This window comes from Ruegeria sp. BC7, assembly GCF_056539165.1.
The window spans coordinates 418305-439945 of the sequence record NZ_JBQFUL010000001.1 but is presented as its reverse complement, the minus strand read 5'-3'; the positions used below and the strand labels follow the sequence as shown (position 1 = coordinate 439945).

Below are 21641 nucleotides of genomic sequence, written 5' to 3'. Positions count from 1 at the left end.
GGCATGACGACAGATCAGATTATTCTTTTTACCCTTTTCGCCACTGTATTTGGAATGTTGCTTTGGGGGCGTTACCGTTACGACCTTGTGGCATTTTCGGCCCTGTTGATTGGCGTCGTTCTCGGAGTCGTTCCGGTGGACAACGCCTTTGCCGGATTTGGCCACCCGGCCACGATTATCGTGGCGCTGGTTCTTGTTGTGTCCGCCGGGCTGGTGCGGTCGGGTGCCGTGTTCATGATCACGCGCACCTTGGTCGATGCGTCGCGCGGCCTTGGAGCACATATCGCCTTGATGGGCGGAATCGGGGCTGTCCTGTCCGCATTCATGAACAACGTGGCAGCGCTGGCCCTTCTGATGCCGGTCGACATTCAGACCGCGCGCAAAGCGGGTCGGTCCGTCGGGCTGACGCTGATGCCACTCAGCTTTGCGACCATTCTGGGCGGCATGGCCACGCTGATTGGCACACCTCCCAACATCATCATTGCCTCGATCCGCGCTGAGACTCTGGGCGAGCCGTTCCATATGTTCGATTTCGCCCCGGTTGGCGGGTTGGCGGCCCTTGCGGGCCTGGCTTTTGTCTCGTTGGTTGGCTGGCGGTTGATCCCCAATCGCGGCCCGCAAGAAGAAAGCTCCGAGGCGTTGGCCGAGTACATTGCCGAACTGACGATCCCGCCAGACTCGGCCCATATCGGCAAACGGGTCAGCGAGCTGTACGAGGCCGCCGAAAAGTCGGACGTCGCCATCATTGGCCTGATCCGGGATGGCAAACGGCGGTACGGCCGGTCGGCGCACGCAACCCTGCACGAAGGCGACGCGCTTGTGCTTGAGGCCCGCCCCGAGGCGCTGGACGAATTCCGCGCCGCGCTGAACCTGAACTTCTCGGACACGCGGCGACAGGAGTTGCTGACGGCCGAAGGCGACGGGCTGGAAGTGATCGAGGTCGTCGCCACCGAGAGCGCGCGCATCACCGGGCGCACTGCGCAAGGGTTGGGCTTGGCGTGGCGTCAAAGCACGGTTCTGATGGGTATCTCGCGTCAGGGACGCCGGATCACCGAGCAGGTTCGTAAGACCGAAGTCGAAGCGGGTGATATCCTATTGCTGCTCTGCCCCCGCGACCGGAGTGCGGATGTCACCGAATGGCTGGGATGCCTGCCCTTGGCTGAACGCGGGTTGAACGTCACCGCCAACGACAAGGCTTGGCTTGCGATTGGTCTGTTTGCTGCTGCCGTGATTGCGGCCAGTGTCGGGCTGATCTACCTGCCGATTGCTCTGGGACTGGTGGTCGTTGCTTACGTTCTGACCAAGATTATGCCCATTGCCGATCTCTACAACCATATCGAATGGCCCGTGGTCGTTCTGCTGGGGTCGATGATCCCGTTGGGCAGCGCGCTTGAAACCTCTGGCGGTACGGAACTGATCGCAAACGGGCTGATCCAACTTACCGACGGAATGCCCGCATGGGCTATCCTGACGGTGCTAATGGTCGTCACGATGACGCTGTCGGACGTGCTGAACAACACGGCAACGGCGATCGTCGCTGCCCCTGTTGGCATCCAGATGGCCCGCACGCTTGAGGTTTCACCCGACCCGTTCCTGATGACTGTCGCCGTGGCAGCCTCGGCCGCGTTCCTCACTCCGATTGGGCACAAGAACAACACGCTGGTGCTGGGCCCCGGCGGTTATCGCTTTGGCGACTACTGGCGCATGGGGCTACCGCTGGAAATTCTGATCGTTGCAGTTTCGGTCCCGGCAATCCTTGTGTTCTGGCCGCTGTGACGGGTAAAGGCTGCGTATGAAACGATTTCTGATCCTGCAACTGCGCCCTGAAACCGATGCATCGGACGCTGAATATGCCTCGATTCTGGACAAGACGGGGCTGATGCCCGACCAGACGCACCGTTTCCGGCTGGACCGAGAAGACCTGCCCGAGGGGTTGGACGTGACCGACTATGCAGGCGTGATTGTAGGCGGCGGCCCCGGTTGCGTCAGTGACGATCCGGCGACAAAATCGGCGGTCGATGCACGGGTTGAGGCAGCGATCATGGGGCTGATGCCCCAGATCACCGCACAGGATCACCCATTTATGGGGTGCTGCTACGGTCTGGGGATTCTGGCGGCCCATCTGGGCGGAGAGGTCAGCAAGGATCGCTTCGGCGAACCCGTCGGCCCATCCACCTGCCGCCTGACGGAAGACGGAATGCAGGACCCGCTGACCTCGGGCCTAGAGCCACGCTTTGACGCTTTTGTAGGCCACAAGGAGGCTGTTCAAGCCTTGCCCGAAGGTTGCGTGCACCTGTTGGCCTCGGACCCCTGCCCGTTTCAGATGATCCGTTGGGGTCAGAACGTATACGCCACTCAGTTCCACCCCGAAGCTGACGCGCGCGATTTTGAAGAACGGATCAATATCTATAAGCATCACGGCTATTTCCCGCCCGAAGATGCCCAGCGCCTGATCGACATCTGCCATGCCGCGGACGTCACCCAGCCGCGCGAAATCCTGCGGCGGTTTGCACAACGGTATGGATGACCCTACGGCGCTATTGCCTGATCGCGCGCCCCTCGCATAGGCTGCCCGGAACAGCTTTGGGAGGAGTTGTTCTTGGATCTCATAATAAATGTCGGCCTGCCTCTGTCGCTGGCCATCATCATGCTGTCGTTGGGCATCGGGCTGGAAGTCGCCGATTTTCGCCGTGTTCTAAGCAGGGGCTACCCTTTTGCGATCGGTGCCATTTCGCAGGTCATCCTGCTGCCTGTTGCTGCCTTTGCGACGGTAAAGCTGTTTGCCTTGCCGCCGGAAATCGCAGTCGGCTTTATGCTTCTCAGCTTTTGCCCCGGCGGGGTCACAAGCAATATCCTGTCCAAACTGGCCAAGGGTGATGTCGCCCTATCGGTCAGTCTGACGGCGGTCATCAGCCTGTTGTCCATGCTGACCGTTCCCATTCTGGCCGCGTGGTCCATCGCCCACTTCATGGGAGAGGACGCGCCCGAAGTCTCGATCACCGGGCTGGCTATCGCCCTGTTCCTGATCACCACCCTGCCCGTCGCCATCGGCGTGAGTATCCGACATTTCGCAACCGGGTTCGCCAATCGCGTCGACGCTCCGTTGTCTAAACTGGCCACGATCCTGTTTGTCCTGATCGTCATTGCCGCGCTTGCAGGTAACTGGCAGTTGTTCGTGGACAATCTCAGCATAATGGGCGCGGGCTTGATCACGCTGAATGTCGCCTTGCTGCTGATTGGCCTTGGTTTGGCGCGCGCCGCCAACCTGTCGTGGAATGAAAGTAAGACGGTCTCAATCGAAACCGGCATTCAGAACTCGACCTTAGGAATAACACTGGCCGCGTTAATTACAGGCACGGAAAGCGGGTTTAGCCCGCTTGCACTTCCATCCGCCGTTTACGGGATAACGATGTATGCGGTTGCCCTTCCCCTGATCCTTTGGTTCCGCCGCCGCTGAAAGGAGTTTTCATGTCCAACAATACTGCTGACGCCATTGTCGTCGGGGCTGGGCTGGCTGGTCTGGCCGCCGCAGCCGAACTGGGGGATCGCGGCAAGAAGGTGATCGTACTGGATCAGGAGCCGCAACATTTTCTTGGCGGACAGGCGTTTTGGAGCCTTGGCGGGCTATTCATGGTCGACACGCCCGAACAGCGGCGGATGGGAATTCGCGATAGTCACGAACTGGCCATGAGGGATTGGCTGGGCAGCGCCCAGTTCGACCGGGACGACGACGCCTGGCCGCGCAAATGGGCCGAAGCCTATGTGGAGTTCGCCGCCGGGGAAATGCGCCCTTGGCTGCATGACATGGGTCTGCGGTGGTTCCCGATCGTCGGCTGGGCAGAACGCGGCGGGTCCTATGCGGATGGTCACGGGAACTCGGTTCCCCGGTTCCACATCACATGGGGCACCGGCCCGGGCGTTCTGGAACACTTTATCCGCCGTGTGCAGGAACATGTCGACGCCGGATTGATCGAGATGAAGTTCCGCCATCAGGTCAGCCACATCATCATGCAGAACGGATGCGCCAAAGGTGTCTCGGGCGAGGTGTTGGCCGATGACACCGCTCAACACGGTGCCAAAACCAACCGCGACGAAGTTGGAGAGTTTGAAATCTATGCCCCGTCAGTCATCGTCAGCTCTGGCGGGATCGGCGGTAACTTCGAGATGGTCCGCAAGAACTGGCCCCGCGACCGGTTGGGGGAACCACCGAAAGATATGGTTGCGGGCGTGCCCTTTCATGTTGACGGCCGCATGATCGCGTTCAGCGAAAAGGCTGGCGGACATGTGATCAACGGCGACCGAATGTGGCACTACACCGAAGGTGTGCGAAACTGGAACCCGATCTGGCCGTCCCACGGAATTCGCATCCTGCCCGGCCCAAGTTCGATGTGGTTTGATGCACTTGGAAACCGGATGAAACCTCCTAGCCTGCCGGGGTTCGACACGTTGGGAACACTGAAGGAAATCCTGAAAACCGGGTATGAATACAGTTGGTTTGTCCTGACCCAGAAGGTGATCAAAAAGGAATTCGCCCTCTCGGGGTCCGAGCAGAACCCGGACATGACCGAAGGCGGATGGCGCGAAGTGCTATTGCAGCGCATATTGACCGGCTCGAAGGCCACTGCCCCGGTCGAGGCATTCAAGGAACACGGCGAGGACTTTATCGTCGCCAACACACTGACCGAGCTGGTCAGCGGCATGAACCAGATGGGCGGCGGCCTGATCGACGAGGCGCATCTGCGCGCCCAGATCGAAGCGCGAGACTCGCAGATCGACAATCCGTTCACAAAAGATGCGCAGATGGCGGCGATTCTGGCGGCGCGCAACTATCGCGGCGACCGCCTGATCCGCACCGCCAAACCGCACAAGTTTCTTGACCCGGCCAACGGGCCTCTGATCGCAGTCAAGCTGCACATTCTGACCCGCAAAACTCTGGGCGGTTTGCAAACGAACCTCGACAGCCAGATGATCGGAGCCGACGGTCAAGTCGTCCCCGGCCTATTTGCCGCCGGAGAGGTCGCCGGGTTCGGGGGTGGCGGCTACCACGGGTACAATGCGTTGGAAGGCACGTTCCTTGGAGGCTGCATTTTCTCAGGCCGTAACGCCGGGCGCTCTAGGGCCGTCGCCTGACGGCCCCGGCTATCAAGTCGCCCGCGCGAACTGGATGACGGCCTGCCCTGCGCTGTCCAACAGTACAAGTGTGTCCCCTTTGAACGCATAGGCCGTCACGACTGACAGAGCCTTGAGGAACTCTCGCTCAATCTCATCCAACGGCGGTGGGCACGCCATCAGGGTCGCGGCCATGTTGTCCGGGAAATCAATCTGACTGCCGGTGATCTCGGCCTGACCCGTGAACCGGTTGCAGCCGCTGCTGCCTGAAAACGCCCCGCCTTCGGCAAAAACCAGTTCCGGTCGCTTTTCTGTCTCGAACGGCTTGCTGTTCAGCCCGGTCGCCATCCACTTTGTGTTCTCTAACGTGGCCACCCCCTGTGGCTGGGCCTGAACCAGAACCAGATCGGTCGAGCTTCCCCCACCATTCGTCAGAACCGGATAGGCCGTATCCGTGGTGAACAGCAGCTTGTCCCCCTGAAAGATCGACCCGCGCACGACATACCGCATTCCGTCACGGATCAGCGCGTCGTCATAGCTCAGCTCGAATTGGGCGGGCACTCCGGTCAGTGCGTAGCGTTTCGAGGACAGCGTTACCGACGGCGCATCGGCTCGCGAAACATCCTGCAACTGGACCAACAGGGTCGCATCAGGCGGAACCGCGATACGCTCGCGATAGGTGGCTGTGCCTTCAATTGTTCCGGCGCTTGCGACGCCCCCCAGAACCGTGGACATGGCGACAACGGCCAGGGCAGAAGATCCGAGTTTGAGCATACGTTTGCTCCTTCCTGCAAAATCACTTTCTACAAAGATTGTAATAGAGGTCGATTTTACAAGGACTTCGCCGGAAAACCAGCGGTTATGCGCCGATGCTACAGAGGCCAGATCAGCGGGATCAGCAGCGACGCCAACAAGCCCACGGTCAGGTTCAGCGGGATACCCACCTTCATGAAGTCGACGAATCTGTACCCCCCCGGACCATAAACCATCATGTTGGTCTGATACCCGATCGGCGTAGCGAACGACGCCGAGGCCGCGACCATAACCGCAACGACAAGCGGGCGCGGGTCAATTCCAACAGCCTGCGCCAACCCAATGGCGATGGGCGTTACGACGACCGCAACCGCATTGTTGGACACCAGTTCGGTCAGCACCGAGGTCAGCAGATATACGGCCCAGATAATCAGGAAAGGCGGCAGCGCGCTTAGTCCAGGCGCAATGGCTTCGACGATCAGCGAAACAGCGCCCGATTTGTCCAACGCGGCACCAATGGCCAGCATGGAAAAGATCAGCGCCAACAGGCGGCCTTCGACAAAGGAAAACGCCTCGTCCGCGTCGATACACCGTGTCAGCAGAACAACCGCAACAGCAAGAATCGACAACAGCAGAATCGGAGCAACTCCCAGCGCGGCCAGCACAACGATGCCTGCAAGCGCGCCGATCGCAATCGGAGCATGGCTGCGGCGGAACGCACGGGCAGAGGGCTGCGTGACATCGACCATGTCCATATCTGCCGCAAGCCGCTGAATATCCTCGGGCGACCCTTCCAGCAGCAGGGTATCACCTACCCGCACCACAAGCTCATCCAGTTGCCGCCCGATATTCTGGTTCCGGCGGTGCACCGCCAGCACATAAACACCATAACGCCGCCGTAAGCGCATCGCGCCCAGCGTGCGCCCAACCATGCGGCAACCCGGAGTAATCAGCACCTCGACCGTCTTGGTCTCAACGGCAGAAACCTGATCCACGCGCTTCAGTTCCTTGTTGCGCTGTAGACTTAGCAACTCGGTCATTTGGGTACGCAGAACCACGCGATCACCCAATTTCAACTGGACCCCCTTGAGGTTCCGACGCAGCGATTCGTCGCCACGGATGACGTCGATCAGGCGCACTCCGGGCCGTTTGAAAAGCTGAACGCCGGTAACTTCCCGACCGATCAGGTTGCTTTCCGGGGGGATGACCGCCTCGGTGAAGAACTTCATTTTGGACCTGTCGCTTAGAAGCGACGCCATGCTGTCCCGCTCGGGCAGCAAACGTGGCGCGACAAATCGCAGATACACCATGCCATAGATCACCAGCGCGATACCCAGCGGCGTGACCTCGAATATCGTGAACGGAGTCATGCCCTGCGACCGGGCTACACCGTCCACCAAAAGGTTGGTCGAGGTGCCGATCAGGGTCAGTGTTCCACCCAGAATGGCCGCGTAACTCAGCGGGATCAGCAGTTTCGAGGCCGGGACGTTAAGTGTCCGCGCTATCTGCACAAATACCGGGATCATCACGACAACGACGGGCGTGTTCGACACAACCGCCGACGCCAGCACCACGAAGGCCATCAGCAATCCAATAGCGATACGCGGGTTCACCTGCGCCTGTTTCTGAGCGGTCGATGTGAACGCGTCCAACGCTCCGGTCCGCACCAGTGCCCCCATGATGATGAACATCGCGGCAATGGTCCAAGGCGCAGGGTTTGACAGAACGGCCAAGGCGCTTTGGTACGGAAGGATGCCTGTCACCAGCATCACGGCCACGCCGCCGATGGCGACGACCTCGGTCGGGTAGACCTCTCGCAGGAACATGACAAACATGCCTGCGACGACCAACAGCGCCAGTATCGCGCTTCCTGTTTCTGTCAGTTGGAGGAAATGCATTCTTGGTATTCTGTCCGAACCCTGGCTTGGCAAACGCGCCCGGCAAGCAGTTTCCCGCATTGCGCGGGTCAGAGCAAGCCTTACTGCGGCCCCGCCTGCTGTAACCGCCCACCAACGCGTACCATTTGGACAGATTTCGCCTGCCCGTTCTGATCATCGGTCTCAACGAACACGCCGCTGAGCGTCGCTTCCCCATTGGCCGGAGTGAATCTTGCCTTGGGCATACCGGTGATAAAGCGGCGCATGGGTTCCACTTTGTCCATGCCGATCACCGAGTCGTAGTCCCCGCACATACCCGCATCAGTCAAATAGGCCGTGCCGCCCGGAAGAATCTGCGCGTCTGCCGTTGGCACATGCGTATGCGTGCCCACCACAAGGCTGGCGCGTTTGTCACAGTAGTGACCCATCGCCATTTTTTCCGAGGTCGCCTCGCAATGCATGTCGACGATGATCGCCTGAGCCTGCCCACCACGCGGATGGGACTTCAGGATCGGCTCGATGGCCGAAAACGGGTCGTCAAAGGGCCGTTTCATGAACACCTGTCCCAGCACCTGCACCACCAGCACCTTGCGTCCACCCGGCGCGGTATACAGTCGATGCCCCCGCCCCGGTGCGCCCTTGGCAAAGTTTACAGGGCGCACAATGCGCGGCTCATTTTCGATGAACTGCAGCATGTCCTTCTGGTCGAACGCATGATCGCCCAGCGTCAGGCAATCCGCGCCCGCATCAAGCAGCAGCTTGGCGTGATCCCCGCTCAGCCCCATCCCGTTCGAGGCGTTTTCACCATTGACCACGACAAAATCCAGCCGCCATTCGTCACGCAGACGTGGCAGATGCTGCTGAATGGCCGCGCGTCCCGCCCGGCCCATTACGTCACCCAAAAACAGTATTCTCATTCAAACCGTCCTAAGTGTGGCATCCGTCAAGCACAAGTGGTTAAACTGGCGCTATAAACCCACAATTCCTATTCCAGGGGAGATCTTAATGAACCGTTTCCTTTTCTCGGCTGCAATTCTGACGCCGCTTGCGGCCTGTGACCCTGTGCCAGAGCAATCAGCAGAACTGGCAAATCCCGCAGCGACATTCTGCGTTGAAAGCGGTGGAACCTACGAAATCCGTGACGGTTCCAATGGGCAAACCGGGGTCTGCATTCTGGCAGACGGTGGTGAAGTCGACGCCTGGGAATATTTCCGCGAGAACAACCCGGGGTAAGGCAGTTTTCAGGTCGGAAAGGTCAATACGCGACTTTCTGTAACAACCATGTCTAACGGCTGATCGGTTGCCTCAAGAGGCAGCCCGTCAGCCTCTTGCGCATCGAATGCGAAACCAATGGCCAGCGTTGGCCGCTTTGCCCGCAGCCCTTCCAGCGTGCGGTCATAAAAGCCGCCGCCATACCCCAGCCGCCCGCCTTGCGCGTCAAAAGCAACTAAGGGGACGATCAGGATTTCCGGCTCAAAATAATCATCGACCTCGGGCACTTTCGCGCCGAATGGTCCGTCCTTCAATGCGCCCTCTGGCGTCCAGCGAGAGAATTTCAAAGGCTGCCCCGCGGCCTGTATGACCGGCACTCCAACCGGGCCATAAGCCGACGCTTCGGCCATCGCAGGCAGAGGGTCAATTTCTGTTCGGATCGGCATGTAACCAGACAGCGCCACGCCGCGGTGACCGGCCAGAACTTCGGACAGGCGTCCGGCGGCACCGGGCAAGCGTATATCAAACGCGGCCTTGCGGCGTGCAAAAGCCGCCTTACGCGCGGCTGCTTTAACTTCGGTCAGATCGGTCACAATAGCACCACGCTGGCAAGCCCAAGGAACAGGAAGAACCCCATGACATCCGTTGTGGTTGTCACAAAGGTGCCGGACGCAAGCGCCGGGTCAGCGCCCAGACGGTCCAGCACCACCGGTACTACCGTACCAACGAAACCAGCGATGATCATGTTCACGACCAAGGCGGCCCCGATCACGACACCCAAGAGCGGAGAGTCGAACCAAAGCATCCCGACCGTCCCCAGCACGATGGCGAAACACAGGCCGTTCAACATGCCCACCAGCAATTCACGACGGATCACCCGCAACACGTTCGACGGCGTCAGGTCGCGCGTCGCAAGCGCACGCACAGCAACCGTCAGCGACTGTGTCCCGGCGTTACCCCCCATCGAAGCCACGATCGGCATCAAGATCGCCAGCGCAACCAACTGGTCGATCGCCGCCTCGAATTGCGAGATCACCAGCGAGGCACAGATCGCCGTGCACAGGTTCACGGCCAGCCACGGCAAGCGCCGCCTGCTGGTCGCTGCCACCGAGTCAGACAGCGAGCTTTCGTCACTCACCCCTGCCAGGCGCAGGATGTCTTCCTCGTGCTCCTCATCCAGAACTACCATCGCGTCGTCGATTGTGATGACCCCGACCAGCCGCCCGTCAGCATCCACAACCGGGGCCGAGATCAGGTGGTACTGGTTGAAGGCATAGGCCACGTCTTCTTCGTCCTGATCGACGGGAATTGTGTGGAATTCTTCTTCCGTGATGTCCAGCAATGGCACTTCGCGCCGCGCCGCCATCAGCTTGCCCAGCGTAACCTGAGCCGAGGGCTTCAGCCGGGGGTCAACCAACACGACGTGATAGAACTGCTCGGGCAGACCATCATTGGCACGCATGAAGTCGATAGCTTGCCCGACCGTCCAATGTTCCGGCGCCATGACAACTTCGCGCTGCATAAGACGACCGGCCGAGTTTTCGGGGTAGGACAGCGCCTGTTCCGCCGCGATCCGCTCGGAATCCTCGAGCGCGTCCAGAATGGCCTCTTGCTGCGGTTCTTCGAGATCCTCCAACAGGTCAACGACATCGTCGCTTTCCATGTCGCGGACGGCCTCAGCCAGAACGTCCGGGTTGAGAATGCCGATGATTTCCTCTCGAACGGCCTCATCGAGTTCGGACAGGATATCGCCGTCAAATTCCTTGTCGTACAGCCGGATCAACCGAGCGCGGTCGTAGGGATTGATCTGTTCAAGAAGGTCTGCGATGTCAGCCGGGTGCAACGGCTCCATCAGCTCGATCAGCTTGTTGCGGTCCTCGACGTCAACCGCATAAAGGATCGCAGCTACGGTTTTGCGATCCAGCGCATAGACGTCTTCTTCACTGCTCGTGTCGATTACGGGTTCATCAAAGCCTGTGGTCATGTCTGCCCCCGTTCCGTTCGGTCATTGCCCCCTAATTAGAAGAAGCAGCTACCGGAAAACAATGACAATGCGCCGATTTACCGGCAAGTTTCCCGCCCTTATGCTGTTTCACAGTCCCATACAGGCGGAGATGAATGAAAATGGCGCAAAAAACGCTGCTGAAAGGGCGTGTTCTAAGCTTCACCGGTTCCCCTTTTGAAGGAGAGCCGACCGAGGCCGTCAAGATCAGCGAGGCCGTACTGATCGAGGACGGCCGGATTTCGGCCGTGGCGGATTCTGACAGCCTGCGTTCCGCACATCCCGAGGCCACCGTGGTTGACCACGGCAATCATGTCATCATGGCCGGGTTCGTGGATGCGCATGTGCACTATCCCCAGACCGCAATGATCGCCAGTTGGGGCAAACGCCTGATCGACTGGCTGAACACCTATACTTTCCCCGAAGAGATGAAGTTCGGCGATCCTGCCTATGCCTCGGAGATCGCGAACCGCTATCTCGATCTGACGGCGGCCCACGGGACGACGACGATGTGCAGCTTCTGCACCATCCACCCAGAAAGCGTCGACGCCTTTTTCTCAGCCGCGCAGCAGCGCAATCAGCGTGTAGTCGCGGGCAAAACCTGCATGGATCGCAATGCACCCGAGGGGCTGCGGGACACAGCGCAGACGGCCTATGATCAATCCCAAGCGTTGTTGGAGAAATGGCATGGGGTCGACCGCTTGTCCTATGCCATCACGCCTCGCTTTTCTCCGACGTCCACGCCCGAACAGCTTGAGGCGATGGGTGCGCTCTGGGCTGAGCACCCGCACTGCCTGATGCAAACGCATCTCAGCGAGCAGACCGACGAAATCGCATGGGTTCGTGAACTGTTCCCCGAGGCGCGGGATTATTTGGATACCTATGAGAAATTCGGCCTGCTGGGATCGCACGGCGTCTACGGCCACGTCATCCATCTGGAGGCGCGTGAGCGCGACCGCCTGCGCGAAGTGGATGCAGCCCTAATCCACTGCCCGACGTCAAACACGTTCATCGGCTCGGGTTTGTTCGACATGACCGGCCTGATGCAGGACGGCCACCGCGTTGGCTTGGCAACGGATACAGGAGGCGGGTCGAGCTTTTCAATGTTGCACACGATGGCTTCGGCCTACGAAATCGGACAACTGCGCGGCGCGCCTCTGCACGCGGCACAATTGTTGTGGCTGGGCACCGTCGGTTCCGCCCGCTCGCTGCGGCTGGATGACAGCATCGGCAACGTCGCACCGGGGATGGAGGCGGACTTGGTCGTTCTCGACCTGGCCTCAACCCCCGCGATTGCCCAGCGCGAAGCCTGCGCCGATGATCTTTGGGAGGCTATCTTCCCCACCATCATGATGGGCGACGACCGCGCCATTGCCGAGGTCTGGATCGGCGGTCGGGCCGTGTCGGTTTGAAGGGAATGGGCCTATGGCCCATGCCTCCGGCGGGGATATTTTTGGCCAGATGAAGAACGGATCCGCACCTAACCCGCCAAAGCGTGGGCGAGGCGGTTTTGAGTTTTGATGACTTTGGGCAGGTCGAGCGTTGTGATCTGCCCGTCGCGCACGATCTGGCGGCCCTCGACAAACAGATGTTTAACTTTCGTCGGCCCGGCCAGCAGCAAGGCGGCCGGGTCCCAACTGCCGGCACTTTCGACGCCGCGCGTATCCCAGATGGCGATATCGGCGCGTTTGCCCGGTTCCAACCGGCCGCAATCAGGGCGGTTCAGCACATCCGCGCCGCCTCGGGTGGCGATTTCCAGCGCTTCGCGCGAGGACATGGCGTCGGCCCCGTTTGCGACCCTCTGCAGTAGCATGGCTTGCCGTGCCTCAAGGATCAGGTTTCCGCTATCATTGCTGGCCGACCCATCTGCGCCAATCCCAACGGGAACGCCGCGATCTCGCATGGCGCGCACTGGTGCGATGCCGGACCCCAAGCGGCAATTTGAGCATGGGCAATGGGCCACCCCGGTTTGCGTACGTGCGAACAGGTCGATCTCGGCCCCGTCCAGCTTGACACAGTGAGCGTGCCAGACGTCAGCCCCGGTCCAGCCCAATTCTTCGGCATATTGCCCCGGTCGGCAGCCGAACTGCGCCTGAGAATAAGCGATATCCTCGTCATTCTCAGCCAGATGCGTGTGCAGCATCACACCCTTATCGCGGGCCAAAACCGCAGAATCTCGCATCAGGTCGCGGCTGACCGAGAACGGCGAACATGGTGCCAGCCCGACCCGGCACATGGCTCCGTCAGAGGGATCGTGGAATGCGTCGACCACGCGGATCATGTCTTCGAGAATGGCGGCTTCGGCTTCGACCAGTGAATCCGGCGGCAGGCCACCATCGCTCTCGCCTATGCTCATCGCGCCGCGCGTGGGATGAAACCGCATGCCGATCTCGGCAGCCGCTGCGATGGTGTCGTCCAGCGTTGCGCCGTTCGGGTATAGGTACAGGTGATCGGAGCTCAGGGTACATCCCGAGAGGGCAAGCTCTGCCAGGCCAATCTGCGCCGAGACAAACATCTCTTCCGGTCCAAACCGGGACCAGATTGGATAGAGCGTCTTCAGCCAGCCGAACAACAACGCATCCTGTCCCCCCGGAACGGCGCGTGTCAGAGTTTGATACAGATGGTGATGAGTGTTCACCAACCCGGGGGTCACGACGCAACCCGACGCATCATGGATTTCGCCACCCGTTTGCAGCGCGTGGCCGATCTGAGCAATCTGCCCGTCGCAGATCAGGATATCCGCGCCCGAAAGCTCTTGGCGCGTGTCGTCCATCGTCAGGATGGTATCGGCATTTTTTATAAGGATTTCAGTCATTTCGCCCTCCTTGCACAAGCCCGTTTCATGCATGGAGTGCGAAGGCTGGCGGAAAACGGGCATAAGAACCAGCCGGGCAGAACTTACCCGACCCGCCCCACCACGGCAACAGGTTTCAATAGTCGCGCAGGATTTCCAAAGCTGCAGCGTGCAAGTCGGGGTTTGCGGCGGCCAAAGCACGCCCACCATTGTGGGCAGCCCCGCCCTGCCAATCGGTGACAATACCGCCCGCGGCCTCAATCACGGCGATTGGTGCCTGTATGTCATAGGCGTTCAGGCCGGACTCGATCACCAGATCGACCTGCCCCGCGGCCAACAACGCGTAGGCATAGCAATCCATGCCGTACCGGGTCAGGCGCGCGTGTTGCGCGACAGCCTCAAAACCGGCCCGGTCCTGCAAAGAGCCCACTTCAGGGAAAGTGGTGAACAAGATTGCCTGGTCCAGCGAACGTGTCGACCGCGTCCTGAGTTGCACTGTCCCGGTTGGACCAATTGACTGAGCCACACCCGCAGAACCCACAAATCTTTCGCCGATATACGGTTGATCAATGACGCCCATGATCGGCCCGTTTTGAGTGCTCAGCGCGATCAGAACGCCCCAAGTCGGCGTACCGCTAATAAACCCCCGCGTCCCGTCGATCGGGTCCAGAACCCACGTTCGACCGCTGCGGCCTTCAACTTGTCCGAATTCCTCGCCGAAGATACCGTCTTCGGGACGGTGACGGGCGAGAACCTCCCGCATGACCTGTTCAGCCTCGCGGTCGGCAATCGTTACCGGGTCAAACCCGTCAGCCAGCTTGTTGGATGTTTCCAGGTCAGACTGCCTGAAATAAGGAAGAATGGCCTTGCGTGCTGCATCGGCCATTTCTTCGGCGACTTCCAAATCATTCAGCGTAGTATCCTGCATGCGCTACCCGTGCGGCGCGCACGCACCAGAGTCAACCCGCTATCTTATGCGACATCGCTGAGAACCCGCGCCAGTTCAAACAGACGACGGCGTTGGTTTTCAGGGATCGCATAGTAAGACCGCACAAGGTCCAGAGCCTCTTTGTCCCCCATCAGGTCGGCAGGTACGGATTTCTTGCCAGCACTTTCTTTCTCGGCCTCCTCCAGACCTTCAAAGAAAAAGCTGACCGGTACATCCAACGCCTCGGCAATATCCCATAGGCGAGACGCACTGATCCGGTTCGCACCCGTCTCATATTTCTGAATTTGTTGGAACTTAATACCAACCTGCTGCGCCAGTTGCTGCTGAGTCATGCCGATCAGCCAGCGGCGATGCCGGACGCGCTTGCCCACATGGACATCCACGTGATGAGTCATTGGTATTCTCCTCTCCTACACACAACCACAAGGGGCGCGCGACGGTTTTCACTGCCGCATCACTAGTGAGCTGTGCTTAACCACTCCCTAATTTGGAACATGCCCCCAAATCAGCACCATAGCGCAATATTGCTTCTTTTTGGTATTTTTTCAAGCGGGTTGAATCTGCGTCAAAGAACAAAGATTTAAAGTTGTGCTATGCTGGCATACTCACAGCAAAAGCCCGTTGAGACTGGTAATCAATTTGCCGATCTGCACGCCTTTGGTCTCGCAGGGTAAACGATTGACAATCATCGGCCAAAGCGAATCTATGCTCGGAAAACACGGAGCGCGACCATGCTGGCCTATAGAATCCAATCCGCCGGGGCCAAAGCCCAACTATGTGAAACAGCCCTTCCCGAGCCGGGTCCGGGTCAAGTTCGCGTTCAGATCAAGGCTTGCGGATTGAACTTCGCCGATCTGCTCATGCAAAAAGGTACGTATCAGGACACCCCGAACACGCCGTTCACACAAGGCCTGGAAATTGCTGGTATCGTTGAGAGATCCGGCGAAGGCGTTACAAATCTGCACCCCGGTGACCGGGTCGCAGTGTACTCGGGTCAAGGTGGCTTGGCCGAATTCGGTGTGTTCGACGCCGACCGCGCGATTCCAATGCCCGATTCGATGAGCTTCGAGGACGCCGCTGCAATTCAGATCGCCTACGGCACCAGCCATATCGCCCTGGACCATCGCGCCCGCCTTCAACCCGGCGAAACACTGTTGGTCACGGGCGCAGCTGGCGGCGTCGGCCTAACGGCTGTCGAGATCGGCAAGCTGATGGGTGCCACCGTCATCGCCCAGGCGCGCGGTGCCGAAAAACTTGAGGTTGCGCAAGCAGCAGGAGCCGACCACCTGATTGATGCGTCCGAAGACCTGCGAACGCGGGTGCTGGAATTAGGTGGAGCAGATGTCGTCTATGATGCGATCGGCGGAGACGTTTTCAAAGCCGCCTTTCGCGCAACCAACCCCGAAGGCCGCCTGCTTCCAATAGGGTTCGCCGGTGGAGATGTCCCCCAAATTCCGGCAAACCACCTGCTAGTGAAGAACCTGACCGTGATCGGCTTTTACATTGGCGGATACCTGAAGTTCCGCCCCCAGATCGTACAGGACAGTTTTGAAACCCTGTTTCGATGGCATAGCGAGGGGCGGATCAAGCCCCACATCAGTCACACCCTGCCTCTGACAGAGGCCGAACAAGGGTTGCAGCTTTTGAGGGACCGCACCGCGACTGGCAAGGTCGTGATCACTCCCTAGCCCACCACGGCCTTCAACGGCGTCCCGCCAACCAGAAGGAAATTCTGCCGAACGAGGGACGCCAACGCCTCGACCACCGCTCCGCGACCGAATTCACCGCCGTAAAGGTTGATCATATGCGCTGGAAGTTCGGGCAACACGCCTCCGTCGTCAATTTGCGACAGATGCGCGGCTTCGGTTCCGTCCAGCATCGCGTGAACGGCCAAGTCCGCGCTGACCGTCGCTTCGATCGTGCGGTCGTTCTCGGTTTCGACTGACAGTTCCCACGGGATACCAGCCTCGTCCAATGCCGCGATAACCTGCGGGCGGAACAAACACCTGCGACCCAACGCCAGAGGTATAGGACGCTTGCGCCAAGCCGAACCGCCCGGCGCGCCAATCCAGCGCAACGGAAGCTCGGCAATCGTTTCAGCGCCCTCGCCAACAGTCGCCTCTGTCGTCAGGATCAGGTCACACACTCCCTTTTTGAACATGTCCTTCAGTTGCAGCGAATAGGACGAAACCAGTTGAACCCGCACGCGCGGGAAATCGGCGTTGAACCGTTGAAGCACCCGAGGGATGGCAGGATAGACTATGTCGTGGGGCACACCCAAAACGACCTCACCCTCGAAAGCCTGATCCGTGAGTTTTGAAATCACCTCATCATTCAGGGCGATCATGCGTCGGGCATAGGCCAGCAATTGATCGCCCGACGCGGTCAGCGCGATCGTCCTGCCGCTTCGGTCCAGCAACTCGAGGCCCAGCAGCTCCTCCAAACGTTTCAACTGCATGGAGACGGCAGATTGCGTCAGGTGCAGAAAACCCGCAGCCCGAGTCACACCGCCCTGGTCGGCAACAGCCACGAATGAGCGCAACGTGGTTATGTCCAAATTTCGCATGTTCACGAATCCTTATGCATCGGTTCATAAATATTCATTTTTAAAATGTGTCATACTGAGCCATATAAATCAAGGAAGTTGATGGAAAAGAACCTAACCATCGAGATTTACGGAAAGGACAAAAGCTATGACCCAAATAACCCTGACTTCACATTGCACTTCGCACCGCCGCTTTTCGGTAACTTCGCTTTGGGACGTCCTTTCACTCCAGCGCCAACGCCGCAGCCTTGGTCAGTTGGACGATCGCGCACTGGAGGACATCGGAATTACCAGGGAACAAGCCAAAACAGAGGCTTCCCGCCACATCTGGGACGCGCCGGAATATTGGCAAAAGTAACCACAGGATGCATCTTTTTCGATTGAATGGCGGCCCATGTCAGCAGGCCGCCATTTTTGTAGCGTGTTTTAGCCAGTTTCCGGCGTTAAACCCTTGAAACGTAGCTCGCACTTGCCGATATTTGCGGGGAACGCGCGCTGAATTCAGGGCGCAACAAGAATATGTAAAGGGAGACCCTTTAATGGCACAATTTGACACGATCCGGACAGCGACCGGTGCACGCGCTGCCGAGATTGACGAGGGCCTGCGCGCCCATATGAACAAAGTCTACGGCACCATGTCCGTGGGCATGCTGATCACGTTTGCAGCGGCTTGGGCGATTGCTGGCCTTGCAACGACGACCGATCCGTCGGCTGCTGCCGCTCAACTGAGCGCCAACAAATACCTGACTTCCTTCGGCGCGACGCTGTTTGCCTCGCCCCTGAAATGGGTCATCATGTTCGCTCCGCTGGCCTTTGTGTTTGGCTTCAGCGCCGGAATCAACCGACTGTCCGCCGCGGGCGCGCAAACGGTATTTTACCTGTTCGCCGCCGTTATGGGCGTGTCTATTAGCTGGATATTCCTGGTCTTTACCGGTCAGTCGATCATTCAGGTCTTCCTGATCACGGCAATCGCTTTTGCCGGTCTGTCGCTGTACGGCTACACCACCAAGAAAGACCTGTCCGCCATGGGCACGTTCCTGATCATGGGTGTTATCGGTCTGATCGTCGCTTCGATCGTGAACATTTTCATCGCATCGTCGGCCGTAGCTTTTGCCATTTCGGTAATCGGCGTTCTGATCTTTGCGGGCCTGACCGCTTATGACACGCAGAACATCAAAACCACCTACCTGCAGATGGCCCACTCGGGCGACAAGGAATGGCTGGGTAAAGCTGCGATCATGGGCGCGCTGAGCCTGTATCTGGACTTCATCAACATGTTCATGTTCCTGCTGCAACTCTTTGGCAGCCGCGAATAACGAACTGACGATTTTCAAACGAAAGGGCGGGCCAATTCGGTCCGCCCTTTTCTTTTTTGGTCAACCGCCAGTGGTCAAGCCGTGTGTGCACGCTGTAGCCCATCCGCGCTGCGGTCAAAGAAAAAGCCTCCACCCAAAGGTGAAGGCTTCATCCGAAGAATAGTGAGCGGTTAGCTACAGTTCAAAGGAACCGCAAAACCAGAGCTGCGTTGCGACGAGCCCTTGCGATAGACATCACCCGCCGGAAGGCACCCGGTAAACTGTTCAGCGTTACGGCCAAAGGCCGCGCCTACTTCGTTGTCCACTCTGGTGCTGCTGCTATCTGTGCGCAGAACGCCATACAGCGTACCATTCACGCTGACCGTGCTCAGGAACATATTGGTCGAAAGCCCCGTCAGGGCCACCGAATTGGCGTCGCTACGACCACCGTTGTCGATCGCCACACGAGCAAGTTTCTGAGGGTCCGTTTCACCGGAAGTCACCTGAACGGCTGGCAGCACGGCCAATTCCGCCGGAACGTTGGTCGCTCTGGGAAGGAAAGAGACAGCACCCGGAATATCCGAGATTGTGCGAGGCTCTCCATCTATGCCCGTGAAGCCAACACCCTGACGGTTATAGGGGTCCTCACAAGCTGCAAGGGCCAAAACAGTTATTGTGGATAACAAGATTTTTTTCATGACGGCCAACATTTTGGAACGAGTTGTTGAAGCGTAGGGGCAAGCCATTCAAAAAAGCAACCCACCGCTTTGTCGATTGACCTAACCGCTGATGCTTCGTTGCAACGGCCCACAGCGCAGTCACACAGGCCGTTTGCCCTCTAGTCCGCGCCAGAACGCACGAAAAAGGGTCCCGCCAAAGCGGAACCCTTCAAACTGTCCAATCTGGACGGCAGATTACTTGATCTTGCCTTCCTTGTACTCGACATGCTTCCGAGCGACCGGATCGTATTTACGAACGGTCATTTTCTCGGTCATGGTACGCGCGTTTTTCTTGGTCACGTAGAAGTGGCCCGTGCCCGCGGTCGAGTTCAGACGGATCTTGATTGTCGTCGGCTTCGCCATGGTTATCTCCTGCGTCCGAAAAGGCAGGAGCCCTTCGGTTGAATTCCTATGAGCGTGCGCTTTTACGCCCTGCACCGCCTATGTCAAGCGCAATCGCACCAGACAACCACCCTAACGAGGTTTGTTTTCGGATGGACAGGGTGGCACGTGGAAACAGGAATGAATCAGGTCCGATTTTCCGCTGGATAACGCATGCCCAAATACCTCTGCTTCAAATCCGATGTGCCATAAACAGTATTCGTCCGAATCCCACCCATCACAGAGGTGCGCCCCAGCGCCGGAAACCCGCAGCGGCCCTGAAGGTGTCCATTTCGGTCATCCATTTAACTGGGACGGCCGCAAAGCGGCTCTCAAACAAGGTACTTTGCAGCGAGAATTTCCCTAAGTTTGTGACAAACACTTAACCATGGTAACTTCCCCTCAGTTCCAAAATCGAAGAAGCCACTGAACGGCTCGGTTTTCGAGGCACCAAAAACAGGCAAGCACGAATGACGGCAGCGTTTGTAGCTTGATATTTTTTGGGGGGACATCATGACCGAATGGACAATTCAGGGCGAAGAACTGGCCAACTGCAACTGCAACTTCGGCTGCCCATGCCAGTTCAGCGTGTTGCCGACGCACGGCAATTGCGAGGCGGTTGTCGCATATGACATTAAATCCGGGCATTATGGCGACACCGATCTGGCCGGGTTGCGCGCGGCAGGCGTCTATTATTGGCCGGGTCCCATCCACGAAGGCAATGGTCAGATGCAATTGATCATCGACGAAAGCGCCTCGGCGGATCAAAGGGCTGCTTTGGAAGCCATCATGAAAGGCGAGGACACGGACGAGATGGCGACCTTCTGGTACGTCTACAGCGCCATGGCGCCGACCAAACACGAAACCCTCTACCTTCCGATTGAGCTGGATTGGTCCCGCGAAGACCGCAAGGGGTACGCAAAGGTTAAGGGCATCTTCGATCTTGAGGTGAACCCGATCCCTCATATCGTTTCAGGGCTGCCGCATCGGGCATCCATTCAGCTGCCCAACGGGTTCGAGTATCGGCACGCCGAGTCTGCATCCGGAACGACAAAAACGACGGGTGGGGAAATCAGCCTGACATTTGATGCAACGCATGCGCATCTGGCCCACCTCAATATCTCTGGCCACGGCGTAATCGGCGCGTGATCCACTGCAGTAATGGCTACTGAGACAAATCAGCCGCATGTAGGAGCGGTCGACTATGTCCTGCGGCGAGACAGCGGCGTCGTGCTGCTTTGCGTTACCCTGGTCGTGTTAGGAGCCGCGTGGTACACCATTGTCGGCATCGGCATGAACATGACCGCCGTCGAGATGACCCGCATGGCCGGGCCGATTGGTGAGCCTATGCAGATGGGCGGGCCGGTTGTCTGGTCCCTGCCCTACACCATCCTGATATTCCTCATGTGGTGGGTCATGATGATCGCGATGATGACGCCCAGCGCTGCGCCGACCGTGCTTTTGTACGCAGCCATCAAGCGCATGGGACCAGATAAGAAGCGCACTACTTGGCTCAGTCTGGTTTTTCTAGGCGGCTACCTCGTCGTCTGGGCTTTTTTCAGCGTACTTGCAACGGGCGGGCAATGGGGGCTGGAACAGATTGGCCTGTCGGACGGTCCGATGATGACGATCCGGTCAAAGGCGTTTGCCGGGTGTGTCTTGCTGGCGGCCGGTCTGTATCAATTGTCCAGCCTAAAGTCCGCCTGCCTGCGCCATTGCCGCAGCCCGGCCCAGTTTCTGGCCGAGCACAACCGACCCGGCGCAACGGGTGCATTTCGCGTGGGCGCGATTCACGGCGCGTATTGTCTGGGCTGCTGCTGGGCCTTGATGCTGCTGCTCTTTGTCGGAGGTGTCATGAACCTCTACTGGATTGTCGGTATTGCGATCTATGTGGGACTGGAGAAGCTACTGCCGCGTGCGCGATGGCTGGGTCCTGCGACTGGTATCGCCCTGATCGTTGCAGGTCTGTGGCTGATTGGAAGTGCGGTCGCTGTCGCGACCTAAA

At 58.8% G+C, this 21641-nt stretch carries 22 protein-coding genes; 11 read left to right on the top strand and 11 right to left on the bottom strand.

Annotated elements, in window-relative coordinates:
* Positions 1 to 3 precede the first annotated feature (3 nt).
* The 4 genes from ACR0KS_RS01995 (at position 4) to ACR0KS_RS01980 (ending at position 5130) form a co-directional block, all read left to right on the top strand.
* Entirely contained in the window at positions 4 to 1776 is a 1773-nt protein-coding gene (locus ACR0KS_RS01995) for an SLC13 family permease (RefSeq protein WP_170562091.1), read from the top strand.
* 16 nt (positions 1777 to 1792) lie between these two features.
* On the top strand, positions 1793 to 2527 hold the full coding sequence (locus ACR0KS_RS01990; protein ID WP_170562088.1) for a glutamine amidotransferase: 735 nt from the start codon (positions 1793 to 1795) through the stop codon (positions 2525 to 2527).
* Between the two features lie 72 nt (positions 2528 to 2599).
* Positions 2600 to 3457: a bile acid:sodium symporter family protein gene (locus ACR0KS_RS01985; protein WP_170548526.1), complete on the top strand. Its 858-nt coding sequence runs from the start codon at positions 2600 to 2602 to the stop codon at positions 3455 to 3457.
* 11 nt (positions 3458 to 3468) lie between these two features.
* Entirely contained in the window at positions 3469 to 5130 is a 1662-nt protein-coding gene (locus ACR0KS_RS01980; RefSeq protein WP_170562085.1) for an FAD-binding dehydrogenase, read from the top strand.
* A gap of 12 nt (positions 5131 to 5142) precedes the next feature.
* Here the strand turns inward: ACR0KS_RS01980 and ACR0KS_RS01975 are convergent, their stop codons facing one another.
* From ACR0KS_RS01975 to ACR0KS_RS01965, 3 genes are all read right to left on the bottom strand, one after another.
* Positions 5143 to 5883: a YbaY family lipoprotein gene (locus ACR0KS_RS01975; protein ID WP_480693095.1), complete on the bottom strand. Its 741-nt coding sequence runs from the start codon at positions 5881 to 5883 to the stop codon at positions 5143 to 5145.
* Positions 5884 to 5981: 98 nt separating this feature from the next.
* Positions 5982 to 7760 carry an SLC13 family permease gene (locus ACR0KS_RS01970; protein WP_170484004.1) on the bottom strand — a complete coding sequence of 593 codons (1779 nt, stop codon included), beginning with the start codon at positions 7758 to 7760 and terminating at the stop codon, positions 5982 to 5984.
* A gap of 80 nt (positions 7761 to 7840) precedes the next feature.
* The gene (locus tag ACR0KS_RS01965) at positions 7841 to 8656 is read right to left on the bottom strand and encodes a TIGR00282 family metallophosphoesterase (protein WP_170411181.1); all 816 of its coding nucleotides are present in this window, start codon (positions 8654 to 8656) and stop codon (positions 7841 to 7843) included.
* 88 nt (positions 8657 to 8744) lie between these two features.
* Between ACR0KS_RS01965 and ACR0KS_RS01960 the strand changes: the two genes are divergently transcribed.
* Positions 8745 to 8972, top strand: coding sequence for a DUF333 domain-containing protein (locus ACR0KS_RS01960; RefSeq protein ID WP_170562083.1), 228 nt, complete (start codon positions 8745 to 8747; stop codon positions 8970 to 8972).
* 8 nt (positions 8973 to 8980) lie between these two features.
* Here the strand turns inward: ACR0KS_RS01960 and ACR0KS_RS01955 are convergent, their stop codons facing one another.
* Together ACR0KS_RS01955 and mgtE are read right to left on the bottom strand one after the other, a co-directional pair.
* Positions 8981 to 9544, bottom strand: coding sequence for a 5-formyltetrahydrofolate cyclo-ligase (locus ACR0KS_RS01955; protein WP_170384549.1), 564 nt, complete (start codon positions 9542 to 9544; stop codon positions 8981 to 8983).
* Positions 9541 to 10935 (bottom strand): magnesium transporter, encoded by a 1395-nt coding sequence (gene mgtE / locus ACR0KS_RS01950; RefSeq protein ID WP_170484011.1) that lies wholly within the window; start codon positions 10933 to 10935, stop codon positions 9541 to 9543. Before mgtE ends, ACR0KS_RS01955 begins: the two co-directional genes overlap by 4 nt.
* Before the next feature lie 140 nt (positions 10936 to 11075).
* Between mgtE and guaD the strand changes: the two genes are divergently transcribed.
* Entirely contained in the window at positions 11076 to 12365 is a 1290-nt protein-coding gene (gene guaD / locus ACR0KS_RS01945; RefSeq protein ID WP_170562080.1) for a guanine deaminase, read from the top strand.
* A gap of 68 nt (positions 12366 to 12433) precedes the next feature.
* On the opposite strand, the gene ACR0KS_RS01940 is transcribed toward guaD, so the two are convergent.
* The 3 genes from ACR0KS_RS01940 to ACR0KS_RS01930 form a co-directional block, all read right to left on the bottom strand.
* Positions 12434 to 13768, bottom strand: a complete 1335-nt coding sequence (locus ACR0KS_RS01940) for an 8-oxoguanine deaminase (RefSeq protein WP_170562077.1) — start codon at positions 13766 to 13768, stop codon at positions 12434 to 12436.
* Between the two features lie 115 nt (positions 13769 to 13883).
* A complete protein-coding gene (gene hisN, locus ACR0KS_RS01935; RefSeq protein ID WP_170562074.1) occupies positions 13884 to 14675 on the bottom strand; it encodes a histidinol-phosphatase in 792 nt (263 codons plus the stop codon).
* A 44-nt stretch (positions 14676 to 14719) separates the two neighbouring features.
* Entirely contained in the window at positions 14720 to 15091 is a 372-nt protein-coding gene (locus tag ACR0KS_RS01930) for a helix-turn-helix domain-containing protein (protein WP_170384559.1), read from the bottom strand.
* 336 nt (positions 15092 to 15427) lie between these two features.
* Here ACR0KS_RS01930 and ACR0KS_RS01925 point away from each other — a divergent pair, with 336 nt between their 5' ends.
* Entirely contained in the window at positions 15428 to 16384 is a 957-nt protein-coding gene (locus ACR0KS_RS01925; RefSeq protein WP_170562071.1) for an NADPH:quinone oxidoreductase family protein, read from the top strand.
* Here the strand turns inward: ACR0KS_RS01925 and ACR0KS_RS01920 are convergent.
* On the bottom strand, positions 16381 to 17262 hold the full coding sequence (locus tag ACR0KS_RS01920; protein ID WP_170562068.1) for a LysR family transcriptional regulator: 882 nt from the start codon (positions 17260 to 17262) through the stop codon (positions 16381 to 16383). The genes ACR0KS_RS01925 and ACR0KS_RS01920 overlap by 4 nt on opposite strands.
* A 127-nt stretch (positions 17263 to 17389) precedes the next feature.
* Here ACR0KS_RS01920 and ACR0KS_RS01915 point away from each other — a divergent pair, with 127 nt between their 5' ends.
* Together ACR0KS_RS01915 and ACR0KS_RS01910 are read left to right on the top strand one after the other, a co-directional pair.
* A complete protein-coding gene (locus ACR0KS_RS01915; protein WP_170562065.1) occupies positions 17390 to 17599 on the top strand; it encodes a YjiS-like domain-containing protein in 210 nt (69 codons plus the stop codon).
* A 181-nt stretch (positions 17600 to 17780) separates the two neighbouring features.
* The gene (locus tag ACR0KS_RS01910; protein WP_170484023.1) at positions 17781 to 18557 is read left to right on the top strand and encodes a Bax inhibitor-1/YccA family protein; all 777 of its coding nucleotides are present in this window, start codon (positions 17781 to 17783) and stop codon (positions 18555 to 18557) included.
* Between the two features lie 170 nt (positions 18558 to 18727).
* On the opposite strand, the gene ACR0KS_RS01905 is transcribed toward ACR0KS_RS01910, so the two are convergent.
* Both ACR0KS_RS01905 and rpmG read right to left on the bottom strand, forming a co-directional pair.
* Positions 18728 to 19234, bottom strand: a complete 507-nt coding sequence (locus tag ACR0KS_RS01905) for a hypothetical protein (protein ID WP_170484024.1) — start codon at positions 19232 to 19234, stop codon at positions 18728 to 18730.
* 216 nt (positions 19235 to 19450) lie between these two features.
* Positions 19451 to 19618 (bottom strand): 50S ribosomal protein L33, encoded by a 168-nt coding sequence (gene rpmG, locus ACR0KS_RS01900; RefSeq protein WP_005630270.1) that lies wholly within the window; start codon positions 19616 to 19618, stop codon positions 19451 to 19453.
* Between the two features lie 531 nt (positions 19619 to 20149).
* On the opposite strand from rpmG, the gene ACR0KS_RS01895 reads away from it, so the two are divergent.
* Complete coding sequence (locus tag ACR0KS_RS01895) at positions 20150 to 20785, top strand: DUF1326 domain-containing protein (protein ID WP_170384571.1); 636 nt, start codon at positions 20150 to 20152, stop codon at positions 20783 to 20785.
* Between the two features lie 12 nt (positions 20786 to 20797).
* On the top strand, positions 20798 to 21640 hold the full coding sequence (locus ACR0KS_RS01890) for a DUF2182 domain-containing protein (protein WP_170562062.1): 843 nt from the start codon (positions 20798 to 20800) through the stop codon (positions 21638 to 21640).
* The last annotated feature ends 1 nt before the right edge of the window (position 21641 follow it).